The sequence below is a fragment of the Leifsonia sp. genome, assembly GCF_051955155.1.
Lineage (GTDB): Bacteria > Actinomycetota > Actinomycetes > Actinomycetales > Microbacteriaceae > Leifsonia.
In genome coordinates this window covers 1-19,269 of sequence record NZ_JBQCGZ010000132.1, presented here as the reverse complement: position 1 = coordinate 19,269, position 19,269 = coordinate 1, and the positions used below count along the sequence as shown (strand labels likewise).

Annotated in this window: 18 protein-coding genes, 1 tRNA gene and 1 pseudogene; 14 read left to right on the top strand and 6 right to left on the bottom strand. The window is 68.5% G+C overall.

What is annotated here, in order from left to right; translation table 11 throughout:
* The first annotated feature begins 51 nt into the window (after window positions 1-51).
* The 6 genes from ACTHMF_RS14780 to ACTHMF_RS14755 are packed head-to-tail and all read left to right on the top strand — an operon-like array spanning window position 52 to window position 5,043.
* Window positions 52-261, top strand: a complete 210-nt coding sequence (locus ACTHMF_RS14780) for a hypothetical protein (RefSeq protein WP_440318642.1) — start codon at window positions 52-54, stop codon at window positions 259-261.
* A gap of 30 nt (window positions 262-291) precedes the next feature.
* Entirely contained in the window at window positions 292-1,134 is an 843-nt protein-coding gene (locus ACTHMF_RS14775) for a D-alanyl-D-alanine carboxypeptidase family protein (RefSeq protein ID WP_440318640.1), read from the top strand.
* A 46-nt stretch (window positions 1,135-1,180) separates the two neighbouring features.
* Window positions 1,181-2,356: a PP2C family protein-serine/threonine phosphatase gene (locus ACTHMF_RS14770; RefSeq protein ID WP_440318638.1), complete on the top strand. Its 1,176-nt coding sequence runs from the start codon at window positions 1,181-1,183 to the stop codon at window positions 2,354-2,356.
* Complete coding sequence (locus ACTHMF_RS14765) at window positions 2,353-4,305, top strand: glycosyltransferase family 2 protein (RefSeq protein ID WP_440318636.1); 1,953 nt, start codon at window positions 2,353-2,355, stop codon at window positions 4,303-4,305. The genes ACTHMF_RS14770 and ACTHMF_RS14765 overlap by 4 nt, the downstream gene beginning before the upstream one ends.
* Window positions 4,302-4,634: an STAS domain-containing protein gene (locus ACTHMF_RS14760; RefSeq protein WP_440318634.1), complete on the top strand. Its 333-nt coding sequence runs from the start codon at window positions 4,302-4,304 to the stop codon at window positions 4,632-4,634. Before ACTHMF_RS14765 ends, ACTHMF_RS14760 begins: the two co-directional genes overlap by 4 nt.
* Window positions 4,627-5,043, top strand: a complete 417-nt coding sequence (locus tag ACTHMF_RS14755) for an ATP-binding protein (protein WP_440318632.1) — start codon at window positions 4,627-4,629, stop codon at window positions 5,041-5,043. The genes ACTHMF_RS14760 and ACTHMF_RS14755 overlap by 8 nt, the downstream gene beginning before the upstream one ends.
* A 29-nt stretch (window positions 5,044-5,072) precedes the next feature.
* Here ACTHMF_RS14755 and pgm read toward each other — a convergent pair whose 3' ends face one another.
* A complete protein-coding gene (gene pgm / locus ACTHMF_RS14750; RefSeq protein ID WP_440318630.1) occupies window positions 5,073-6,692 on the bottom strand; it encodes a phosphoglucomutase (alpha-D-glucose-1,6-bisphosphate-dependent) in 1,620 nt (539 codons plus the stop codon).
* A 93-nt stretch (window positions 6,693-6,785) separates the two neighbouring features.
* Here pgm and pheA point away from each other — a divergent pair, with 93 nt between their 5' ends.
* Complete coding sequence (gene pheA, locus ACTHMF_RS14745) at window positions 6,786-7,775, top strand: prephenate dehydratase (RefSeq protein ID WP_440318628.1); 990 nt, start codon at window positions 6,786-6,788, stop codon at window positions 7,773-7,775.
* A gap of 22 nt (window positions 7,776-7,797) precedes the next feature.
* Window positions 7,798-8,418 carry a hypothetical protein gene (locus ACTHMF_RS14740; RefSeq protein WP_440318627.1) on the top strand — a complete coding sequence of 207 codons (621 nt, stop codon included), beginning with the start codon at window positions 7,798-7,800 and terminating at the stop codon, window positions 8,416-8,418.
* 75 nt (window positions 8,419-8,493) lie between these two features.
* Here ACTHMF_RS14740 and ACTHMF_RS14735 read toward each other — a convergent pair whose 3' ends face one another.
* A complete protein-coding gene (locus ACTHMF_RS14735) occupies window positions 8,494-9,480 on the bottom strand; it encodes a diacylglycerol/lipid kinase family protein (protein ID WP_440318625.1) in 987 nt (328 codons plus the stop codon).
* A 35-nt stretch (window positions 9,481-9,515) separates the two neighbouring features.
* Between ACTHMF_RS14735 and serS the strand changes: the two genes are divergently transcribed.
* The 6 genes from serS to ACTHMF_RS14705 all read left to right on the top strand — a co-directional run bounded on the left by serS (window position 9,516) and on the right by ACTHMF_RS14705 (window position 15,475).
* Window positions 9,516-10,781 (top strand): serine--tRNA ligase, encoded by a 1,266-nt coding sequence (serS, locus tag ACTHMF_RS14730; protein ID WP_440318624.1) that lies wholly within the window; start codon window positions 9,516-9,518, stop codon window positions 10,779-10,781.
* Window positions 10,778-11,575, top strand: a complete 798-nt coding sequence (locus tag ACTHMF_RS14725; RefSeq protein WP_314147177.1) for an HAD family hydrolase — start codon at window positions 10,778-10,780, stop codon at window positions 11,573-11,575. The genes serS and ACTHMF_RS14725 overlap by 4 nt, the downstream gene beginning before the upstream one ends.
* A 107-nt stretch (window positions 11,576-11,682) precedes the next feature.
* Entirely contained in the window at window positions 11,683-12,984 is a 1,302-nt protein-coding gene (locus tag ACTHMF_RS14720) for an LCP family glycopolymer transferase (protein WP_440318622.1), read from the top strand.
* 154 nt (window positions 12,985-13,138) lie between these two features.
* A complete protein-coding gene (locus tag ACTHMF_RS14715; RefSeq protein ID WP_440318621.1) occupies window positions 13,139-14,395 on the top strand; it encodes an MFS transporter in 1,257 nt (418 codons plus the stop codon).
* A 39-nt stretch (window positions 14,396-14,434) separates the two neighbouring features.
* Window positions 14,435-14,519: transfer RNA gene (locus ACTHMF_RS14710), tRNA-Ser, on the top strand.
* 224 nt (window positions 14,520-14,743) lie between these two features.
* Window positions 14,744-15,475 (top strand): hypothetical protein, encoded by a 732-nt coding sequence (locus tag ACTHMF_RS14705; protein ID WP_440318619.1) that lies wholly within the window; start codon window positions 14,744-14,746, stop codon window positions 15,473-15,475.
* A 22-nt stretch (window positions 15,476-15,497) separates the two neighbouring features.
* Here ACTHMF_RS14705 and ACTHMF_RS14700 read toward each other — a convergent pair.
* From ACTHMF_RS14700 to ACTHMF_RS14685, 4 genes and pseudogenes are all read right to left on the bottom strand, one after another.
* Window positions 15,498-15,785: pseudogene (locus ACTHMF_RS14700) on the bottom strand (tyrosine-type recombinase/integrase); the annotation flags it as partial.
* 107 nt (window positions 15,786-15,892) lie between these two features.
* Window positions 15,893-16,984, bottom strand: a complete 1,092-nt coding sequence (locus ACTHMF_RS14695) for a Fic family protein (protein ID WP_440318617.1) — start codon at window positions 16,982-16,984, stop codon at window positions 15,893-15,895.
* Between the two features lie 138 nt (window positions 16,985-17,122).
* Window positions 17,123-17,569 (bottom strand): hypothetical protein, encoded by a 447-nt coding sequence (locus tag ACTHMF_RS14690; RefSeq protein ID WP_440318615.1) that lies wholly within the window; start codon window positions 17,567-17,569, stop codon window positions 17,123-17,125.
* 210 nt (window positions 17,570-17,779) lie between these two features.
* Window positions 17,780-18,727 (bottom strand): hypothetical protein, encoded by a 948-nt coding sequence (locus tag ACTHMF_RS14685; RefSeq protein WP_440318614.1) that lies wholly within the window; start codon window positions 18,725-18,727, stop codon window positions 17,780-17,782.
* Between the last annotated feature and the right edge of the window lie 542 nt (window positions 18,728-19,269).

Below are 19,269 nucleotides of genomic sequence, written 5' to 3'. Positions count from 1 at the left end.
ACCGCCGCCCAGCTCGCCCCCACCTAGTACGCCTTCCACCCGCGCGACACTATCACGGTCGGCGACATCTTGTTGTTCGAGTGCACCGACCACGACTCGCTCGACCACGTGCAGATCGTCTCCGCGGTGGAGAAGGTGGACGGCCGGATCGCGATCAAGATGGTCGGGCACAACGAGGACACCGACTACCGCGACCTCGACAACACCATCACCGTCGAGCACCCGGGCGCCATCGGGCACTTCTGGAGCCTGTCGAAGTAGCGCTCGACCACTTCCGGTTATGCTCGTCCCGTGGTAGCGGGCGAGGTCCGGAGCGGGGCCGGGGGGCGCGCGGCACGCCGTCGCGGCGCCGCCGCGCTCGGTGCTGTCCTGCTGGCGGTGCTGGTGCTGACCGGCTGCGCCCCGGGAGCGGGGCCGGGCAAGGCGGCCGCCGAGCCGCACCGGCGTCCCACGAGCAGGCCGTCGACCCACGCGCCGAGCCCGCGGCCGACCCCGACCGTCGTCCCGACGGCGACGGCGGCGGGCTTCGACAAAGCGGCCCTCTCCATCGACGACCCCGCGAGCACGTGGGTCGTGGTCAACAAGGCGCGCGCCCTGCATCCCCTCGACTACGCGCCGGCGGACCTCGACTACCCCGACGTCACGTACGTGAACCGGCAGCCGATGCGGCACGAGGTCGCCGATGCGCTGGTGCGGATGTTCCACGCGGGCGACGAGGAGGCCGGCCTGCACTTCTCCGTGCAGAGCGCCTACCGCTCGTTCGACTCCCAGACGCGCGTCTACGACGACGACGTGCACCGCAACGGTCAGGCCTACGCGGACACCGACACGGCACGGCCCGGCCACAGCGAGCACCAGACCGGCCTCGCCGTCGACATCAGCGCCGTGCCCGCCCAGTGCTCGCTCGCCGCGTGCTTCGCGGATACCGCGCAGGGGAAGTGGCTCGCGGCCAACGCCTGGCGGTTCGGCTTCCTCCTCCGCTACCCGGCCGACAAGGAGGCGGTGACCGGCTTCACGTTCGAGCCGTGGCACTACCGCTACGTCGGAGCGCCGCTCGCCGCCCGGCTGCACGCCACCGGCGTCACCACGCTGGAGGAGTTCTTCGGCGTCCCCGGCGGCACCGCGTACCACTAGGACGCCGCCTCCTGATTCCGGGTAGACGCGTCGGTACAGTGGGGGCATGGTCGTCGACACGGAGTCGCTGCAGCAGACGGAAGGCCGGCGACAGCGTGCGCTCGCCGGACTGGGGATCCTCGATTCGGGTCCCGAGGCGCGTTTCGACCGGGTGACCCGGCTGGCTCAGCAGCTCTTCGGCGTCCCGATGGTGAGCATCACCCTCATCGACGGCGACCGGCAGTGGCGCAAGTCGCACCTCGGGCTGACGACGGAGGCGCCGCGCGAGGGCGCGTTCTGCGACGTGACGGTGCAGCAGGACGCGCCGCTGATCGTCGCGGACGCGGCAGCAGACGAGCGCTTCCGCGACAACCCGTTCGTGCTCGGCGACCCGCACCTGCGGTTCTACGCGGGCGAGCCGCTGCACGCTCCTGGCGGCGAGGCGGTCGGGACGCTGTGCGTGCTGGACACCGTCCCGCGCGAGCTCAGCGCCGAGCAGGAGCAGGTGCTGCGCGACCTGGCGGACTGGGTGCAGGTGGAGCTGGAGCGCGACGACGAGCTCGACCGCGCGACGATCGCACAGAAGGGTCTGCTGCCGCGCAGGAAGCCGCGCGCCGCCGGCTACGACGTCGCCGCCGCGTGCGAGCCGTCGCGCGGTGTCGCCGGCGACTTCTACGACTGGTACGACGTCGGCGACGACTTCTGCGTCTCGGTCGGCGACGTGATGGGCAAGGGGATGGCCGCCGCCATCGTCGCCGCGTCCGTGCGCACCGCGCTGCGCAGCGCGATGGACCTCGCCGACATCGAGGCCTCGGTGAGCGCCGCCTCCCGCGTCGTGGAGGAGGACCTCGACCAGCTCTCCACGTTCGTCACCCTCTTCCACGCGCGCGTCCATCCCGACGGCGCGGTCGAGTACGTGGACGCCGGGCACGGACTGGCGTTCGTGGTCCGCGACCGCGGCGCGCTGGAGCGCCTGGCGGCCACGTCCGTCCCGCTCGGCATCCCGGGCGCGGGCGGGGACGAGGTCGCGACGATCGGGCTCGACGCCCGCGACGCCCTCGTCTGCATCAGCGACGGCATCCTGGACGCGCTCGGCGGCGACAGGGCGCTCCCGCGCCTGGAGGCGATCGTCCGCAGCTCCGCGACCGCGGCCGGCGCCGTCTCCCGGATCGTCGGCGCAGCCAGGGCCGGGCTGCCGATCGACGACATGACGGCGGTCGTCGTGCGCAGGGCCGACGCATGAGGGTCGTGCTGCTGCGCGTGGTCGCGCTGCTCGCGGTGCTCGCCGGCGTGAACTACGTCGTCTGGCGGTGGCTCGCCTCCGTCAACTGGGAGGCCTGGTGGATCGCCGTGCCGCTGGTGGTCGCCGAGACGTACAGCCTGGTCGACACCTTCTTCTTCGCCCTGACGATGTGGCGCGTGAAGGTCCGCTCCGGCCCGGAGGCGCCGCCGGCCGGGACGGTCGACGTGTTCATCACGACCTACGACGAGCCGGTGGACCTGGTGATGACGACGGCCAGGGCCGCCACGCGCATCCGGTATCCGCACACCACGTGGATCCTCGACGACGGCGCGCGCCCCGAGATGCGCGAGGCGGCGGAGCGCACGGGCGTCGGCTACATCACCCGCACCGACGACTGGACGGGGAAGCCGCGGCACGCCAAGGCGGGCAACCTCAACAACGCGCTGTTCCAGACCGAGGGCGAGTACCTGCTCATCCTGGACGCCGACCAGATCCCGGAGCCGCAGATCCTGGACCGCACCCTCGGCTACTTCGCGCACGAGCGCGTCGCGCTCGTGCAGACGCCCCAGTACTTCTCGAACGTGGACGACGCCGACCTGCTCGGCAACCAGGCCCCGCTGTTCTACGGGCCGATCCAGCAGGGCAAGGACGGCTGGAACGCGGCGTTCTTCTGCGGCTCGAACGCGGTGCTGCGGCGGGAGGCGCTGATGCAGCTGGGCATCTCCGGCTACGTCCGCGACGTGGAGCAGACCGTGCGCGCCTCCCTGCGCACCGCAGAGCGGATGCTCGCCAGGACGGCGCGGTCCGCGCGGACGGACCCGGCGGAGGCGGAACTCGTCGCCGAGCTGCGCGATCGCGTCCGCGAGGCGTCGGAGCGGCTGCGCGCCGGCGAGAGCGTCGGCGAGGTGACCTGGCGGCTGCAGGAGGACGTGGACGCGGTCTCGCGCGCCGCCGTCCGCGGGCACCTGACCGCGATGGAGGAGGACCTCGCGGCGATCGCCGAACTTCCGCTGCAGGCCGACTCGGAGCTGCCGGCGTTCGTCGTCGACGACGTCGCGCTCGACCGGCTCGCCGAGCGCGACTGGTCGCCGCTCGGCGCGATCGAGTCCGTGCAGAGCATCACCAGGGCGCTCGCCGTCGACCGGCCGGACGAGGCGCAGCCCGTGATGCCGATGGCCACCATCTCCATCACCGAGGACATGGCGACCGCGATGCAGCTGCACGCCAACGGCTGGCGCAGCGTGTACCACCACGAGCTGCTCGCGACCGGGCTGGCGCCAGAGGACCTCGGGACGATGCTGAAGCAGCGGCTGCGCTGGGCGCAGGGGACGCTGCAGGTGATGCTGAAGGACAACCCGCTCGCCAAGCGCGGGCTCGACGGCGGCCAGCGTCTGATGTACTTCGCCACGATGTGGAGCTACCTGTCCGGCTTCGCCGCGCTGGTGTACCTGGCCGCGCCCGCCGTCTACCTGCTCGCCGGGGTGATGCCGGTGACCGCGTGGAGCGTCGACTTCTTCGCGCGCTTCATCCCGTACTTCGTGCTCAGCCAGCTGATGTTCCTGATCGGCGCGCACGGCATCCGCACCTGGCGCGGCCAGCAGTACGCGCTCGCGCTGTTCCCGCTGTGGATCAAGGCGTGCTGGACCTCGGCGGCGAACGTCTGGTTCCGGCGCCCGCTGGGCTTCGTGGTGACGCCGAAGGAGCGCGTCGGCCGCGCGGCCGTCCCGTGGCGCGAGATCTGGCCGCAGCTGACGGCGATGGCGGTGCTCGTGATCGCGGCGATCGTCGGTGCCCTGCGCGTCGTCGCCGGCACCGCCGACGGGGTGGGGACACTGGTGAACACCGTGTGGGTGGTCTACGACCTCGTCGTGCTGAGCATCATCCCCCGAGCCGCCCTGTACAGGGGACCCGCCGCGCACGCGGCCAGGAAGGAGAACCGGCCCCGATGAACATCACCACCACGATCAGGGACGACGGCGTCGCGGTGCTCGCGGCGGAAGGCCGGATCAACCTCGTGACAGCGCCCGCGCTGCGCAGGACGGTGCAGTCGGTGGTGGAGGACGGCCACCCGCGCATCGCCCTGGAGCTCAGCGCCGTGGAGTTCATCGACTCCTCCGGGCTCGGCGCCCTCATCAGCGGCCTGAAGGCGGCCCGCACCGCCGGGGGAGACCTGCGCCTGGCCTCCGCCGCCGAGCAGGTCACGAGCGTGCTGAAGCTCACCAACCTCGATCGGATCCTGCGCGTCTACCCGTCGACGGACGACGCCTACCGTGACTGAGCCGTTCCGGGAGAGCTTCCGGGCCCCGGCGGACCCGGCGGCGATCGGCCGCGTCCACGAGCTCTTCGAGCGGCTCGGCGAGCAGCGCGACGACCTCTCCGAGCGGTTCCGCGGCGGCTTCGAGCTCGCGGTGGTCGAGGTGGTCACCAATGTCGTCCGGCACAGCGAGGACGGCGCCCCGGTGCGCGTCGAGCTCGCCCTCCGCGCGACCGGCGACGGCATCGAGGCGGTGATCACCGACGACGCGACCCCGGCGGCGGTCGACATCGACGGCGCGAGCATGCCGGACCCCGACGACCTCGCGGAGTCGGGTCGCGGCCTCGCGCTCGTCACGATGCTCGTCGACGACTTCGCCCACGAGCCCCTCGCGCACGGCAATCGCTGGACGCTGTCGGCGCGGCCGCGCTGAGGGCGCGGGCACGCTGAGCGGCGCGGGCCCTACCCGCCCAGCGCCTCGTCGACGATGCGCTTGGCCTCCTCCTGGACCTCGCGCAGGTCGTCCTCGCCGGCGAACGACTCGGCGTAGATCTTGTAGACGTTCTCGGTGCCGCTCGGGCGCGCGGCGAACCAGGCCCTCTCGGTCTGCACCTTGACGCCCCCGAGCGGGGCGTCGTTGCCGGGGGCCCTGCTCAGCTTGGCGGTGATGGGCTCGCCGGCCAGCTCGGTCGCGGCGATCGCGTCGCCGTCGAGCTTGCTCAGTGCGGCCTTCTGCTCGGGGCTCGCCGGGGCGTCGACGCGCTGGTAGACCGGGTCGCCGAAGCGCTCGGTCAGCTCGCGGTACAGCTGCGACGGGGACTTCCCCGTCACCGCGCGGATCTCGCTGGCGAGCAGGGCGAGCAGGATGCCGTCCTTGTCCGTCGTCCAGGCCGAGCCGTCGAAGCGCAGGAAGCTCGCGCCCGCGCTCTCCTCGCCGCCGAAGCCCACCGAGCCGTCGATCAGGCCGGGCACGAACCACTTGAAACCGACCGGCACCTCCCACAGCCGGCGGCCGAGCGAGTCCGCCACGCGGTCGATGATCGAGGACGAGACCAGCGTCTTGCCGACCGCCGCGTCCTCGCGCCAGCCGGTGCGCGTGCGGAACAGGTAGTCGATGGCGACGGCGAGGTAGTGGTTCGGGTTCATCAGGCCGCCGTCGGGGGTGACGATGCCGTGCCGGTCGGCGTCGGCGTCGTTGCCCGTGAGGATGTCGAACTCGCCGGCGCGGGCGACGACGGAGGCCATCGCGGACGGGCTGGACGGGTCCATCCGGATCTTGCCGTCCCAGTCCAGCGTCATGAAGCCCCAGGCCGGGTCGACCTCCGGGTTCACCACGGTGAGGTCGAGGTCGTAGCGGTCCGCGATCGCCTGCCAGTAGTGCACGCTCGCGCCGCCGAGCGGGTCGGCGCCGATGCGGATGCCGCTCTCGCGGATCGCCTTCACGTCGATGATGTTCTCGAGGTCGGCCACGTAGTTGCCGCGGAAGTCGTAGGTCTCGACGCCGGTGGGCTCGGCCATCCGCACGTCCCGCATCCCGCCCGCGATGATCTCGTTGGCACGGTTCGCGATCCAGCTGGTGGCGTCCGTGTCGGCGGGGCCGCCGTGCGGCGGGTTGTACTTGAAGCCGCCGTCGGACGGCGGGTTGTGGCTCGGGGTGACGACGATGCCGTCGGCCTGGTCGTCGTGCCCTGCCTTGTTGTACGCGATGATCGCGTTCGAGACGGCGGGCGTCGGCACCCAGTCGTCGAACTCGTCGACGAGGACGCGCACTTCGTTGCCGACCAGGACCGCGAGCGCGGTGGTGGTGGCGAAGTCGCTGAGCAGGTGGGTGTCCGCGCCGATGAACAGCGGGCCCGTGATGCCCTGCGCGGCGCGGTACTCGACGATCGCCTGCGTCGTGGCGGCGATGTGGTCCTCGTTGAACGCGGTGTTCAGCGAGCTGCCGCGGTGGCCGGAGGTGCCGAACACCACGCGCTGCTCCGGGATGCTCACGTCCGGCTTCAGCTCGTAGTACGCGCGACGCAGGGCGTCGACGTCGATGAGGTCGGAGGGCTGCGCGGGGGTGCCTGCTCGTTCGTCCATGGCCCCTATGCTTCCACGGCCGAGAGGATGGAGCGAGGGGCGGCCGCCGTCCGCGGGCGAGGCGGCCACCATCGCGTCGCTAAGCTGAGCGGCATGTCCGCCAACGCCGAACCGTCCGCCGAGCTGCCCGCGTCCGTCGACGAGGTCTACAGCTTCCTGGGGCCGTCCGGAACGTTCACCGAGGCCGCGCTCGCGCAGGTGCCCGAGGCGCGCGGCAAGCGCTGGCGCGCGGTCAACAACGTGGGAGAGGCGCTCGCCGACGTGGTCGCCGGCCGCAGCGTCGCCGCGATGATCGCGATCGAGAACTCGATCGAGGGCGGGGTCTCCGTCGCCCAGGACGCGCTGGCGACCATCCCCGGCCTGCGGATCGTTGGGGAGTACCTCGTCCCGGTGAACTTCGTCCTGGTGGCGCGGCCGGGGACGGCGCTCGCCGACGTCCGGACGATCAACGCGCATCCCGTCGCCTACGCGCAGTGCCACCAGTGGCTGGACGCGAACCTGCCGGAGCACGGGCACCTGCCGGCGTCGAGCAACGTCGCGGCCGCCGCCTCCCTGTTCGAGGGCAGCACCGCCGACGCGGCGATCGCGCCGCCCGGGATCGTCGACCACCACGACGTCGTCGTGCTCGCCGAGAACATCGGCGACAACCCGAACGCGGTCACCCGGTTCGTGCTCGTGAGCACCACCCGCAGCGTCCCGGAGCCGACCGGCGCGGACAAGACCAGCCTGATCGCGGAGCTGCCGGACGACCGTCCCGGTTCCCTCCTCGACCTGCTGGAACAGTTCTCCACGCGGGGCATCAACCTGAGCCTCATCGAGTCGCGGCCGATCGGCGACGCGCTCGGCCGGTACCGCTTCGTGATGGACGCGGACGGCCACATCCGCGACGAGCGGGTCGCGGATGCGCTGCTCGGCCTGCGCCGGTTCAGCCCGTCGGTGATCTTCCTCGGCTCGTACCCGCGCGCGGACGGCGTGCGCGTCGACTTCGACCAGCGCTACCGCGACGAGGTGTTCACCGAGGCCAGGCAGTGGCTGTCGTCGCTGGTCGACGACGCCGGTGTCGCGGGGGATGTGCGCGGGTAAGCTGCGCAGCAGGGAGGTCGGGATGATCGTGGACGACGAGCAGCAGGACTCCGCGCGCGGCTTCGATCCGCGGTACGACCCCTCCTTCCAGCGCGGCTACCGGCCGCAGGCGGGGGAGCGTCCCCGTACCCGCCTGCGCGCTGCGCCGGCCGGTGCGACCGCGCAGGGCACTGCACGTCCGGCGCAGGAGCGCAGGCGCGAGCAGGACGTCGAGGCCGCGCCCGTCGAAGCGGCCGCGCTGTCGATCGTCGCGTCGCCCGAGGCGGAGGCCGTCGTCGTCCCCGCCGCGCCCGAGCCGTCGGCGCAACCCGCCGCGACGATCGCCGCCGGCCCCGGCGTCCTGGACCGCCTCGAGCTCTCGCCGCGGCGCAACCCGCTGATGCTGGCGCTGTGGCTGGTCGGCGGGGGCTTCGTGGTGCTCGGCATCGTCCTCTACAGCGTCTCGGTGTCGCTCTCGTACTCGGCCGCGACGCCCAGCTCGGACGTCGGCACCCTCGTGATCTCGCAGCTGGGCTGGATGCTCGCCGGCCCGCTGATCACGATCGGCCTGGCGACCCTCGTCGCCCTCCTCTTCCTCACCGCCCTCGCCGGCCGCCGCCCCACCCCCGCCGCACCCGACCCCGCCGAGGACGAGGGCTACTGACCGACTGCGCCCGCGTGTAACGTCTTCGCCCGCGCGCCGGACCGCACTCGTGACGCGGCGGCGCAGTCAGCCGCGTCAGGCGGGGACGCGGACGCGGAGGGCGCGCTCGTCGACGGCGAGGTCGAGGCCGACCACGTCGCCGAAGGCGTCGCCGTCCAGCTCGAACGGCTCCGGGCGCTCCAGCCGGACCTGCACGGAGGAGCCGCGCAGGTAGCTCAGCCGGGTGCGCACCGCGCGGTCGGTGAACCGGATGATCCGGCGGCCCAGCGCGCTCCTGCGCAGCACCCGGTTCTCCCACGTGACCTTGCGCCAGATCGCCAGCCAGCCGAACACCGACGCCGGCTGCAAGATGGCGACGTCGAGCAGCCCGTCGTCCACCGCGCCGTCCGGGATGAGCTCCATGTTCCCCGGCAGCACGCCGCAGTTCGCGAACAGGATGGTGCTGACGTGCGCCGAGCGCTCGTGGCCGCCCTCCAGCCGGAACCGCACGCGCAGCTTGCGCGCCTTCGGGAGGGACCGGAAGCCCGCGTCCACGTACGCCAGCCAGCCGAACCGGCGCTTCAGCTCGGGCCGCGTGTTGGCGATCATCTCGGCGTCGATGCCGATGCCCGCCATCACCAGGAACGCGTGCTCGGTGCGGGAGCCGTCCTCGCGCTCCGCCGTCGCGACGCCGATGTCGATGCGCCGGGTCGCGCCGTCGAACGCGACCGCGCACGCGGCCTCCACGCTCGCGAACGGGACGCCGATGTTGCGCGCGAGCAGGTTGCCGGTGCCGGAGGGCAGCAGGCCGAGCGTCGCGTCCCGTTCCCGCATCGCCTCGGCGACGGCGCGCACCGTCCCGTCGCCGCCCGCCGCGAGCACGAGCTCGGCGCCGCGCTCGAGCGCGTGCCTGGTCTGCGCCTGGCCAGCCTCCTCGGGAGTCGTCTCCAGCCACAGCAGCTCGATGTCCCCGGCGCGGGCGGCCGCGGCCTCGACCGCGGCGCGGACGCGGGGCACGTCGATGCGCACCGGGTTGTAGACGACGGCGACCAGCGTCCGGTCCGCCCCCGCCCGATCTGCCACGGTTTCACGCTACCCGACGGCGATAGGGTAAGGACGTGATCGATCCCGTCCTGCTCCGTGAGAACCCCGATGTCGTCCGTCGTTCGCAGGAGGCGCGCGGCGACTCCGTGCAGCTCGTGGACGAGGCCATCCAGGCGGACATCGAGCGCCGCTCGGCCATCACCGCCTTCGAGGAGCTGCGCGCCGAGCAGAACGCGTTCGGCAAGCAGGTGGCGCAGGCCCCCAAGGAGCAGAAGAAGGAGCTCGTCGCGCAGGCGCAGGCGCTCGCCGGCCGCGTGAAGGAGGCCCAGCAGGCGGCCAACGCTGCGGAGGCGCATTTCGACGACGTGCTCCGCCGGATCGGCAACCCGGTCATCGACGGCGTCCCCGCCGGCGGCGAGGACGACTACGTGGTGCTCAAGGAGGTCGGCGGCATCCCGTCGTTCGACTTCGAGCCGCGCGACCACCTCGAGCTCGGCGAGCTGCTCGGCGCGATCGACATGCCGCGCGGCGCCAAGGTGGCGGGCGCGCGATTCTCGTTCCTGCGCGGGATCGGCGCGCGCCTGGAGATCGCGCTCATGAACATGGCGCTCGACAAGGCGCTGCAGAACGGCTTCGTGCCGATGATCACCCCGACGCTCGTGAAGCCGGAGGTCATGCAGGGCACCGGCTTCCTCGGCGTGCACGCCGACGAGGTCTACCACCTGGAGAACGACGACCTCTACCTCACCGGGACGAGCGAGGTGGCGCTGGCCGGCTACCACGCCGACGAGATCCTCGATGTGAGCGAGCCGCTGCGCTACGCCGGCTGGTCCACCTGCTACCGCCGCGAGGCCGGGTCGGCGGGCAAGGACACCCGCGGCATCATCCGCGTGCACCAGTTCACCCAGCTGGAGATGTTCGTCTACACGCTCCCGGAGCAGGCCGAGGCCGAGCACGCCAGGCTGCTCGCCTGGCAGGAGGAGATGATGCAGGCGCTCGGCCTCAGCTACCGCGTCATCGACACCGCCGCGGGCGACCTCGGTTCCAGCGCCGCACGCAAGTACGACGTCGAGGCGTGGATCCCGACCCAGGGCCGGTACCGCGAGCTCACCTCCACCTCAAACTGCACCACCTTCCAGGCCCGCCGCCTGGAGATCCGGCACCGCACCGAGAGCGGCAGGACGGCGCCGGTCGCGACGCTGAACGGCACGCTCGCCACCACGCGCTGGCTGGTCGCGATCCTCGAGACGCACCAGCGCGAGGACGGCTCGGTGCTGGTCCCGGAGGCGCTGCGGCCCTACCTGGGCGGCCTCGAGGTGCTGGAGCCGGTCGCCAGGTGAGCGACCGGTTGCTGATCGCGCTCGACGTCGACGGGACGCTCATCCACGAGGACGAGTCCGTCGGCGATGCCGTGCTGGCCGCCGTCACCCGGGTGCGCGACGCCGGTCACGAGGTCATGCTCGCCACCGGGCGCAGCTGGGAGACCGCGCGTCCCATCCACGAGAAATTCGGCCTGACCAGCGAGTTCGTCGTCTGCGCCAACGGCGCCTTGACGATGCGGCGGGATGACACCGTCGAAGGTGGTTACCGGCGCGAGTTCATCGAGACCTTCGACCCGACCGAGGTGCTGCGCACCATCCGGCCGCACCTGCCCTCCGGCAGCTTCATGGTGGAGGACCCGAGCGGGTTCCGCCGCTACACCGAGGGGATGACCGACTGGGAGCTGGTCAACGCCGAGCAGGTGAGCTTCGAGGAGCTGACCGAGTATCCCGCGACCCGCGTCGTCGTCGTCTCCCCGCAGCACGACGAGGAGGAGTTCCTCGCGATCGTCGAGCGGATGGGCCTGCAGCGGGTCAGCTACTCGATCGGCTGGACGGCGTGGCTGGACATCTCGCCGGACGGCGTGAGCAAGGCGACGGCGATGGAGCGGGTGCGGCACGCGCTCGACATCCCGACCGCCGCGCTCGTGGCCGTCGGCGACGGCAGGAACGACCTCGAGCTGCTGCAGTGGGCGGCGGCGGACGGCCGGGGCGTCGCGATGGGCCAGGCGCCGGACGAGGTGAAGGCGATCGCGTCCGAGGTGACGGGCACCGTCGTCGAGGACGGCCTGGCGCAGGTGCTCAACACGCTCTGACCAGGGCTTCTCTCGTCCAGAGCTTTGCCAGCCGGATATGTCACACTGATCGATGGTGTGCATTCTCCCGCGCGCCGAACACGAGCATCCCGCATGAAGGGGAGTGAATGAACGAGATGCCCACCCGCGCCCAGGCGCGTGCGAAGGAGAAGTCCGCAGGACCTTCGGTGGCCAGGCACGGCCGGCTCAAGCGGCACCACCCGTTCAAGACCCTCGCGATGTTCCTGGTGGCCGCCGTCGCGGTCGTCGGGATCAGCGGCGCCGGCGTCGCCGCGTACGCCGCCTACGATGTGGCCAGCAGCCTGAAGCCGTCGGTCAAGCTGGTCGACGCGAAGGGCAAAACGGTCGTCCCCAAGCTCGGCGCGATGGACGGCGCGTTCAACGTGCTGCTCGCGGGCTCCGACAGCGGCGGCGGCAACGCGGCCTACGGCGAACGCGGCGAGAACCTCAACGACGTGACGATGCTGCTGCACGTCTCCTCGGATCACAAGAACGCGACGGTGATCAGCTTCCCGCGCGACATGTACGTCTCCATCCCGTCCTGCCCCGACCCCAAGGGCGGAAGCTTCGACGCGATGAGCAGGCAGAAGATCAACAACTCGCTCAGCTACGGCGGGCTCGCCTGCACCGTGCTGACCGTGCAGAAGCTGACCGGGCTGGACATCCCGTACGCGGGCGTCATCGAGTTCGACGGCGTGATCGAGATGTCGAACGCGGTCGGCGGCGTCCCCGTGTGCGTCGCGGGCGACATCACCGACCCGTACACCGGACTGGACGTGAAGGCGGGCGAGAACACGCTGCAGGGCGCGCAGGCGCTCGCGTTCCTCCGCACCCGCCACGGCGTCGGCGACGGCTCGGACCTGGGCAGAATCAGCAACCAGCAGGTGTTCCTGTCCTCGCTCGTCCGCACGATCAAGAGCGCGAACACGCTCACCAACCCGGCGAAGATCTTCGGCATCGCCAAGGCCGCGACCAGCAACATCGAGCTCTCGGAGAGCCTCAACAACGTCACCACCATCGCGTCGATGGCGATGGCGCTCAAGGACATCGACGTGAGCAAGGTCGTGTTCGTGCAGTACCCGAACCACTACGAGGGCGACGGCGTCGTGCCGACCGAGGACGCGGCGGACACGCTGATGACCGCGCTCAAGAACGACCAGCCGGTCACCCTGACCGGGGACACCGGCGTCGGCTCCGAGGCGGACCCGAAGACGCAGACGCCGGCGACGCAGGCTCCGGCTACGCAGGCGCCCGCGACGCAGGCTCCGGCCACGCAGGCGCCCGCCACGCAGGCGCCCGCGACGCAGGCCCCGGCGGACGGCTCGGGATCGGGCGCCGTCACCCTCCCGGAGGACGTGCACGGCCAGACGGCCGCGCAGGTCACGTGCTCCAAGCCGTTCCAGGACTGACCGGGCGGCGAGGCTGGCGGGAACATCCCGCCATGCTTCAGACTTGTACCACCTGAACTACGTGTATCTACCTGGCGCCGGCCCTGTGCGGCGGCGGACCAAGGCGGCACTCGACGCCCGCGGTCCCCGCGAAGCACAGAAAGCCAACCGACACATGACCAGAACCGAGAGCCGGCAGCAGCCGGCCACGCTCGTCCAGGCAGCGGGCCTCTCCTACTTCCCGGTCGCGCTCCTCGCCCGGCTGCCGTACGCCATGATGGTCGTCGGCGTCCTCACGCTCGTCGTGTCCGCGCGTGGCGAGCTCGCGCTCGGCGGCCTGACCTCCGCGATGGTGGGACTCGGGACGGCGATCCTCGGCCCCCTGATCGGCGCCGCCGCCGACCGCATCGGTCAGCGCCGCGTCGTGCTGGCCACCGCGATCGCGAACAGCGTCGCGCTGCTCGGGATGGCGCTGGTCGTCTTCAGCCCGGTGGCCGACATCGTCGTGCTGCTCGTGGCGTTCGCGATCGGCGCGACCGCGCCACAGGTCTCGCCGATGTCGCGCAGCCGCCTGGTGGGGATCATCGCCGACCGCCTCCCCGGCGACCGGCACGCCGCCGTGCTGAACGGGACGATGGCGTACGAGTCGGCCGCGGACGAGGTGGTCTTCGTGTTCGGGCCGTTCATCGTCGGTCTGCTGGCGACCACGCTGAACCCGGCGGCGCCGGTGATCGGCGCGGCCGTGCTGACCCTGGTCTTCGTCACCGCCTTCGCCCTGCACCGCAGCGGGAACGCGGTGCCGCTCGCGGAAGACGGCATGCCCGTCCGCCAGGCCCCCGCCCGCGAGCTGGCCCGGCCGGCGCTGGTCGCCGTCACCGTCGGCGTGCTCGGGATGGGCCTGTTCTTCGGCTCGATGCTGACGGCGCTGACCGCGTTCCTCTCCGACTTCGGCCACCCGGAGCAGGCGGGACTCGTCTACGGCGTCATGGGCGTCGGCTCGGCGGCCCTCGCGCTCGGCGTCGCCTGGTTCCCGCTGCGGTTCAGCCTGCGCGCCCGCTGGCTGACCTTCGCGGGCATCCTCACCGCGTCCACCCTGGCGCTGCCGCTGGTGTCGACCGTCCCCGGGATGCTGCTGGTGCTGCTGGTCGCCGGGATCGGCGTCGGCCCGACGCTGGTGACGCAGTACAGCTTCGGCGCCGAGCGCAGCCCGCTCGGCCGCTCGGCCACCGTGATGACCATGCTCGGGTCGGCGGTCATCGTCGGCCAGTCGGCGGCATCCGCGCTGGTCGGAGCGCTCGGCGAGTCCCTCGGAACGCCCGCCGCGATGCTCGCCCCGCCGGCCGCGGCCCTGATCGTCCTCGGCGCCGGCGTCGCCAACTGGTTCCTCACCGGCCGCCGCCCGGCCCCCTCCCGACCGCAGCCGGCCGCCTGAGGTTCGCTAGACTCGCACCCGACGCCGCGCGCGGCGCCGGGAGGGCTGTCCGAGCGGCCGATGGAGCCAGTCTTGAAAACTGGTGGGCAGAAATGTCTCGTGGGTTCGAATCCCACGCCCTCCGCTTTGGTTGAGGCCCCTGGATACCAGTAAATCACTGGGATCTAGGGGCCTCGCTATTTGTTGATCCGGTTGTTTGCGCACAATTTGCGCACAATTGGCTGCGTCGGTGGGGAGCCATCAGGGGCTCAGGTCGTTCAATTGGGCACGATTGGTGTGCCTTCTCGTGATGCCGCGGAGGGAAGTCTTGACGCCTACGTCTACTGAAAGGTTCAGTAGCATCGGCTCATGGAGAACGCGGCGACCACCCTCGCAACCCTGCTCGACAAGTGGAAGGTCGTCGGGAACGGTGAGACGGTCTACGTGCGCCGGGAGGCAGGCGCGCAGCGGGACTACCAGTTTTGGCGCGATCAGGTTGCCGCGGCCGGACTAGTTCATCAAGTAGGCAACGAACTCGACGCGCTTCGCGCGATGGGCAGGAACATCGATCACTACGCTCGAGCCTTCCCAACCTGGGCAGCTGCAGTATTCGCGCCTGAAGAGCAGTGGAACCAGAACACGGGTAATCGTGTCGTGATCGATCAGGGCAGCGTCGATTTGCTCTTTAGCCTCGGGGACTATCTGAGCGCGACGACGCCGGCGGTTGCGATTTCGGCAGAACGACGTTCGTCAATGCGCACGGCCTTGGACGAGGTGCTCGAGCTACTCTCGGACGGACCGATTTCGCTTGGCGACGCCGAAAAGCGATACCTATTCGAGCTAGTGGACGCGGTGCGTAGCGCGACTGATGAAGCGTCAACGCTTGGTTCCTTCGATTTGCTTCGACGGATCCATGAGCTTGTCGGTTACCTAAACACCCTTGCTGATCAGCTGCAAGACGCAGGTGTCGATGAGTCGTTCGTGGTGAAGGTGCGCGATGTCGCACGGCGTGTCGTTCCGTACACAAGGATGGCGGCAGGCGCCGCCCTCGCGGTCCTTGGCGCCGCGGCTGACATCTCGCAGATCGCTAGCCACCCGTAGCGAAGCCGCTTTCCTCGACCGCTCAACTCAGGGGCGCATGAGTTGGGCGCACATGTCTTTGCACGGCTGCGTCGAGGGCGTCCGCGACCGCATCGAGATCGTCATCGAATAGGTCGGCATAAACATCCAGAGTCATCGCCGCTGAGGCGTGCCCGAGCATTCGTTGGACGGCCTTCACATTCGCGCCGGCGCTCACGGCGAGGCTGGCTGCTGTGTGTCGCAGATCGTGAACGGTCATCGGCTCGATCGCTGCACTCGAGAGTAGGTGGGGTGTGCGACGCACGCCCCACCTACTGGGCTGAGAAGATCGGGTCAGTAGGTGGAGTGTCCTTCGTCGATCCCGGATGATCCCCAGAACCCCGTGCGGGCCACGAGGCTCAATCGGGCAAAGCCGGGGCCTTGAATGATCAAGACCTATCAGCTCACGTCTTCCGCACGCGTCAATAGGTCGAAGAAGGCCGTATTAATGAATAGCCGCTCCCTGCCTACTTTGATATCCACCAGGACTTTGGCCTCAACCAATCCGTTAAGCCACGAAGTGGCGGTCGGGCGGGACACGCTGCATCGTTCGATTACATTCGATATGCGGCAATAGGGCTGCTCGAACAGGACCGCCAACAAGTCGGCGTTGTTGGATTTCGTCACAGCACGAATTGCGTCTTGCGTACTTCGTTGGAGTCCGTAGATGGCGTCTATCTTGCGGACGGTGGCTTCGGCCGTCACGCGTAGGCCCTCGAGGATGAACAGCAGCCACTCTTCCCAGGCCCGCTCAGTCGTTACGCGGAGCAGCAACTCATAGTAGGTCGTCTTGTTCTCGATGATGTACCGGGAGAGGTAGAGGATCGGAAGCTCGAGGAGGCCGGCGCTAATGAGAAGCAGGACGTTTAGTATTCGGCCCGTTCTGCCGTTGCCGTCTTCAAACGGGTGAATCGCCTCGAATTGGTAATGCGCCGCCGCCATGACTACCAGCGGATCTAGTCCGTTCGAAGCGTGAATGAATTGTTCCCAGTTCGAGAGCTTGTCTCGGATCGTCTTCTCACCGCTAGGCGGAGTGTAGATCGCCCTCTTGGTGACCGGGTTGCCGATGTATGTGCCGGGGTAGTTCCGAACGGTCATGTCACGTTGCTTGATCATCGAGCAGACTTCCACTGCGGTTGTCACCGAAAGCGGTCGCGCCTTCGCGCTCTCGTATCCAGCAAACAGTGCCGCGCGGTATTGCAGAGTCTCTTTGACGGCTGGGCTAGCGCTCGCTGAGTCTTCCTGCGCGAACTTGAACAGTTCGTCCGCAGTAGTCACAATGTTCTCGATCTCGGAGCTTGCCTGAGCCTCAAGGAGCGGAATCGAGTTGATGAGGACGGTTGGGTTCGGAATGCGCTTTGAGGCTTGGTCTAATGCGGCCAATGACGCGCGGGCTTGAATCGTCGCTTTCAGGACGGCTTTGGTTTCAAGTTCTACGCTTGGCGGTAGTCCGGGTAATTCGTTGTATGGCGTTTCCGCACTCCAGGTCACACGTAAAGACTAATTGCATGAGTTACAAACGTGTAAAAAAAGGGCCCGTTTCTTTTCATGTTCTAGAGACGTGCTAAAAACGTTGACACGTGCGTGTCAATTGCACCAACCGCGCTCAGAACGCGTCGCGATCTCCGGTTACACGTCCCATTCGCTTCTTGTCCGTGACAAGAACTCTTCACGCGTACACGATTCAACTTCGAGTTCTCGGGCCTTTGCGCGAACAGCACTGTCGTTCGAGACAACGATCCACCTTGGGCCGAAGAGTAGTGCTGCAGCTTCGCTCATTGCATCCAGCGCGCAAGCAATGGTCATAGGGTCTGCGGCGCCTTTGTTGGCGTAGAGATTGAGCAGCGCTGTGTCGCCCTCGCGAACGGTCTCCATGATCACACGCAGGAAATCGAGTACTCGGATGGTTGTGAGGTACTCGACCTGCTTGAAAACTTCGACGTCCGGATAGCCCTTTGCTTCGTGTAGCACTTCCGAAGGGAGTCGGCACCGCTCGCGAAAGAAGATGCTTGACCTTTGTTCCCTCGTGAGGTGGGAAAGTGCGTTGTTATCGAGGAGGTACATCTCCTCGTTCATTGAGTCGCCACTTTCAGTTCGCCAATCTCCGAAGGCCCGATCCTGTTCAAGCAGACAACTCGGCAGAACTCGCGTTCGGACAGGCGTCGTTCGTCGACCGCGCGAAGCATACGGATCGTAAGTTCTCGGCCGCTGTACTTGCGAATCGCATTTACAGGCTTCGGTTGCCGTGGCTTTGGCTTTGACCTGCCGCGAAACTCAATCTCGAGTTCAGCGAGGAAGCCCAGCGGCTCTTTCGGCGTTGAGCGTGCCTAGACGCATTGCTCTTACGGTTAGAGCGCTCGGCGTGACTTTGAATTGATCGGCGGCGTTCTTGACATCGTCGACGCTTTCGAACTTGGCGCCTTGTAGTTCGTGCGCGGGCATCAAGATCTCACCGACGATGTCGTACTCGCGTCCTGCTTCGACTGTTCTGCTGTTCGCGTCATAGCTCACCGGTGCGAAGATCCCGCGAGCCACAAGTACCGTCATCAGTACGAGCGTGAAGATCTGCCTCCCGGCGGGCTCCTGGAAATCGCCGTGATCGCCACCCGAAAGGAAGATGTAGGGAACTTTGGAGTCGCGCACCGTCATCCCGCTGAAGCGAACCTCGATAAGCTGAGGCATAAACCCTCGAACGCTCCTTGACACAAGCACCTGGTTGGCTTCGAGTCGCGCAATGATCATTTCCAGGGCGGAGTCTTTGGTCCGAGCGGCGCGAACCGCCCTTCTATCAAAACCAACGGCGTCGACCAGAACCTGAGCGTCCTCTTCAGCAGTTGCCTTCGGTCGTTTGAGAAGTCCGACGATTGCGTTTTTGGTCAACGTCGGGTCGTGCTTTCTAGCCAACGACTGCTTCCGCAGAAGGTCCTTGATGATCAGTTCGACGTCACGAAGTTTGACTTGTGTCCGCGTGTTGACGGTGAATGTGTCAGGTACAACGCCTTGTAGCAACTTCTCGTTCTTCAAACGGAGCTGAGCTTGAACAATATGGAGTGGTGCGAAGAAGAGCGGGTGTGGCACCTCAGCTTTGCGTGATAAAGCCACGAGATCCGAATATGTGATCTCCGACGTTTCGAGTGCTCGTCGGTACGGCGCCCGCCCATTGACGACGGAGTTCTCGAGTAGATCGACAAAGACCGACTTCTCGATACGCACCCGATCGCTGCCGATAGTCACGTCCACTTGAATCCCCCAGGGTGACGGTTGAAAGTGACTCACCGACGAGATCTGGCGGGTGCGTAGCAAAGCCGGGACGATCGCCGTTTGTCTAGCGAGGACACGAAGTCAGCATCGCAGAGTGGGGCCAGATTCTACGGATGAATACTAGGAAAAAACGATGTGGAATGCTCAACTATTCGGATCTTGGGCCGCGCTAGCACCTCACTCGAGTCTCTTCGTCGCCCCAATGGCCCAGGAATCTGCGCACATTCTGCGCACAACCGAGCGAGGTCGTAGGGGCTTCAAGCATGCCAGAGGGGCGTAGAAATCGTTGATTCTCCGCGCTTCCTTGCCATCGTCGAAGCGGTGACAAGCCCCTGGATAGGGTTCGAATCCCACGCCCTCCGCTTCGATCGCCAGTTTCGGCATAGGATGGCCGTCGCTCGGGGGAGAGCGGGAGGCGAGGTGTTGTGGTGGCTGACCCACGGGTGACCATCGTCGACGTCGCCAACAAGGCCGGGGTCGCCATCAGCTCCGTGTCGAGCGCGCTCAACGGGCGG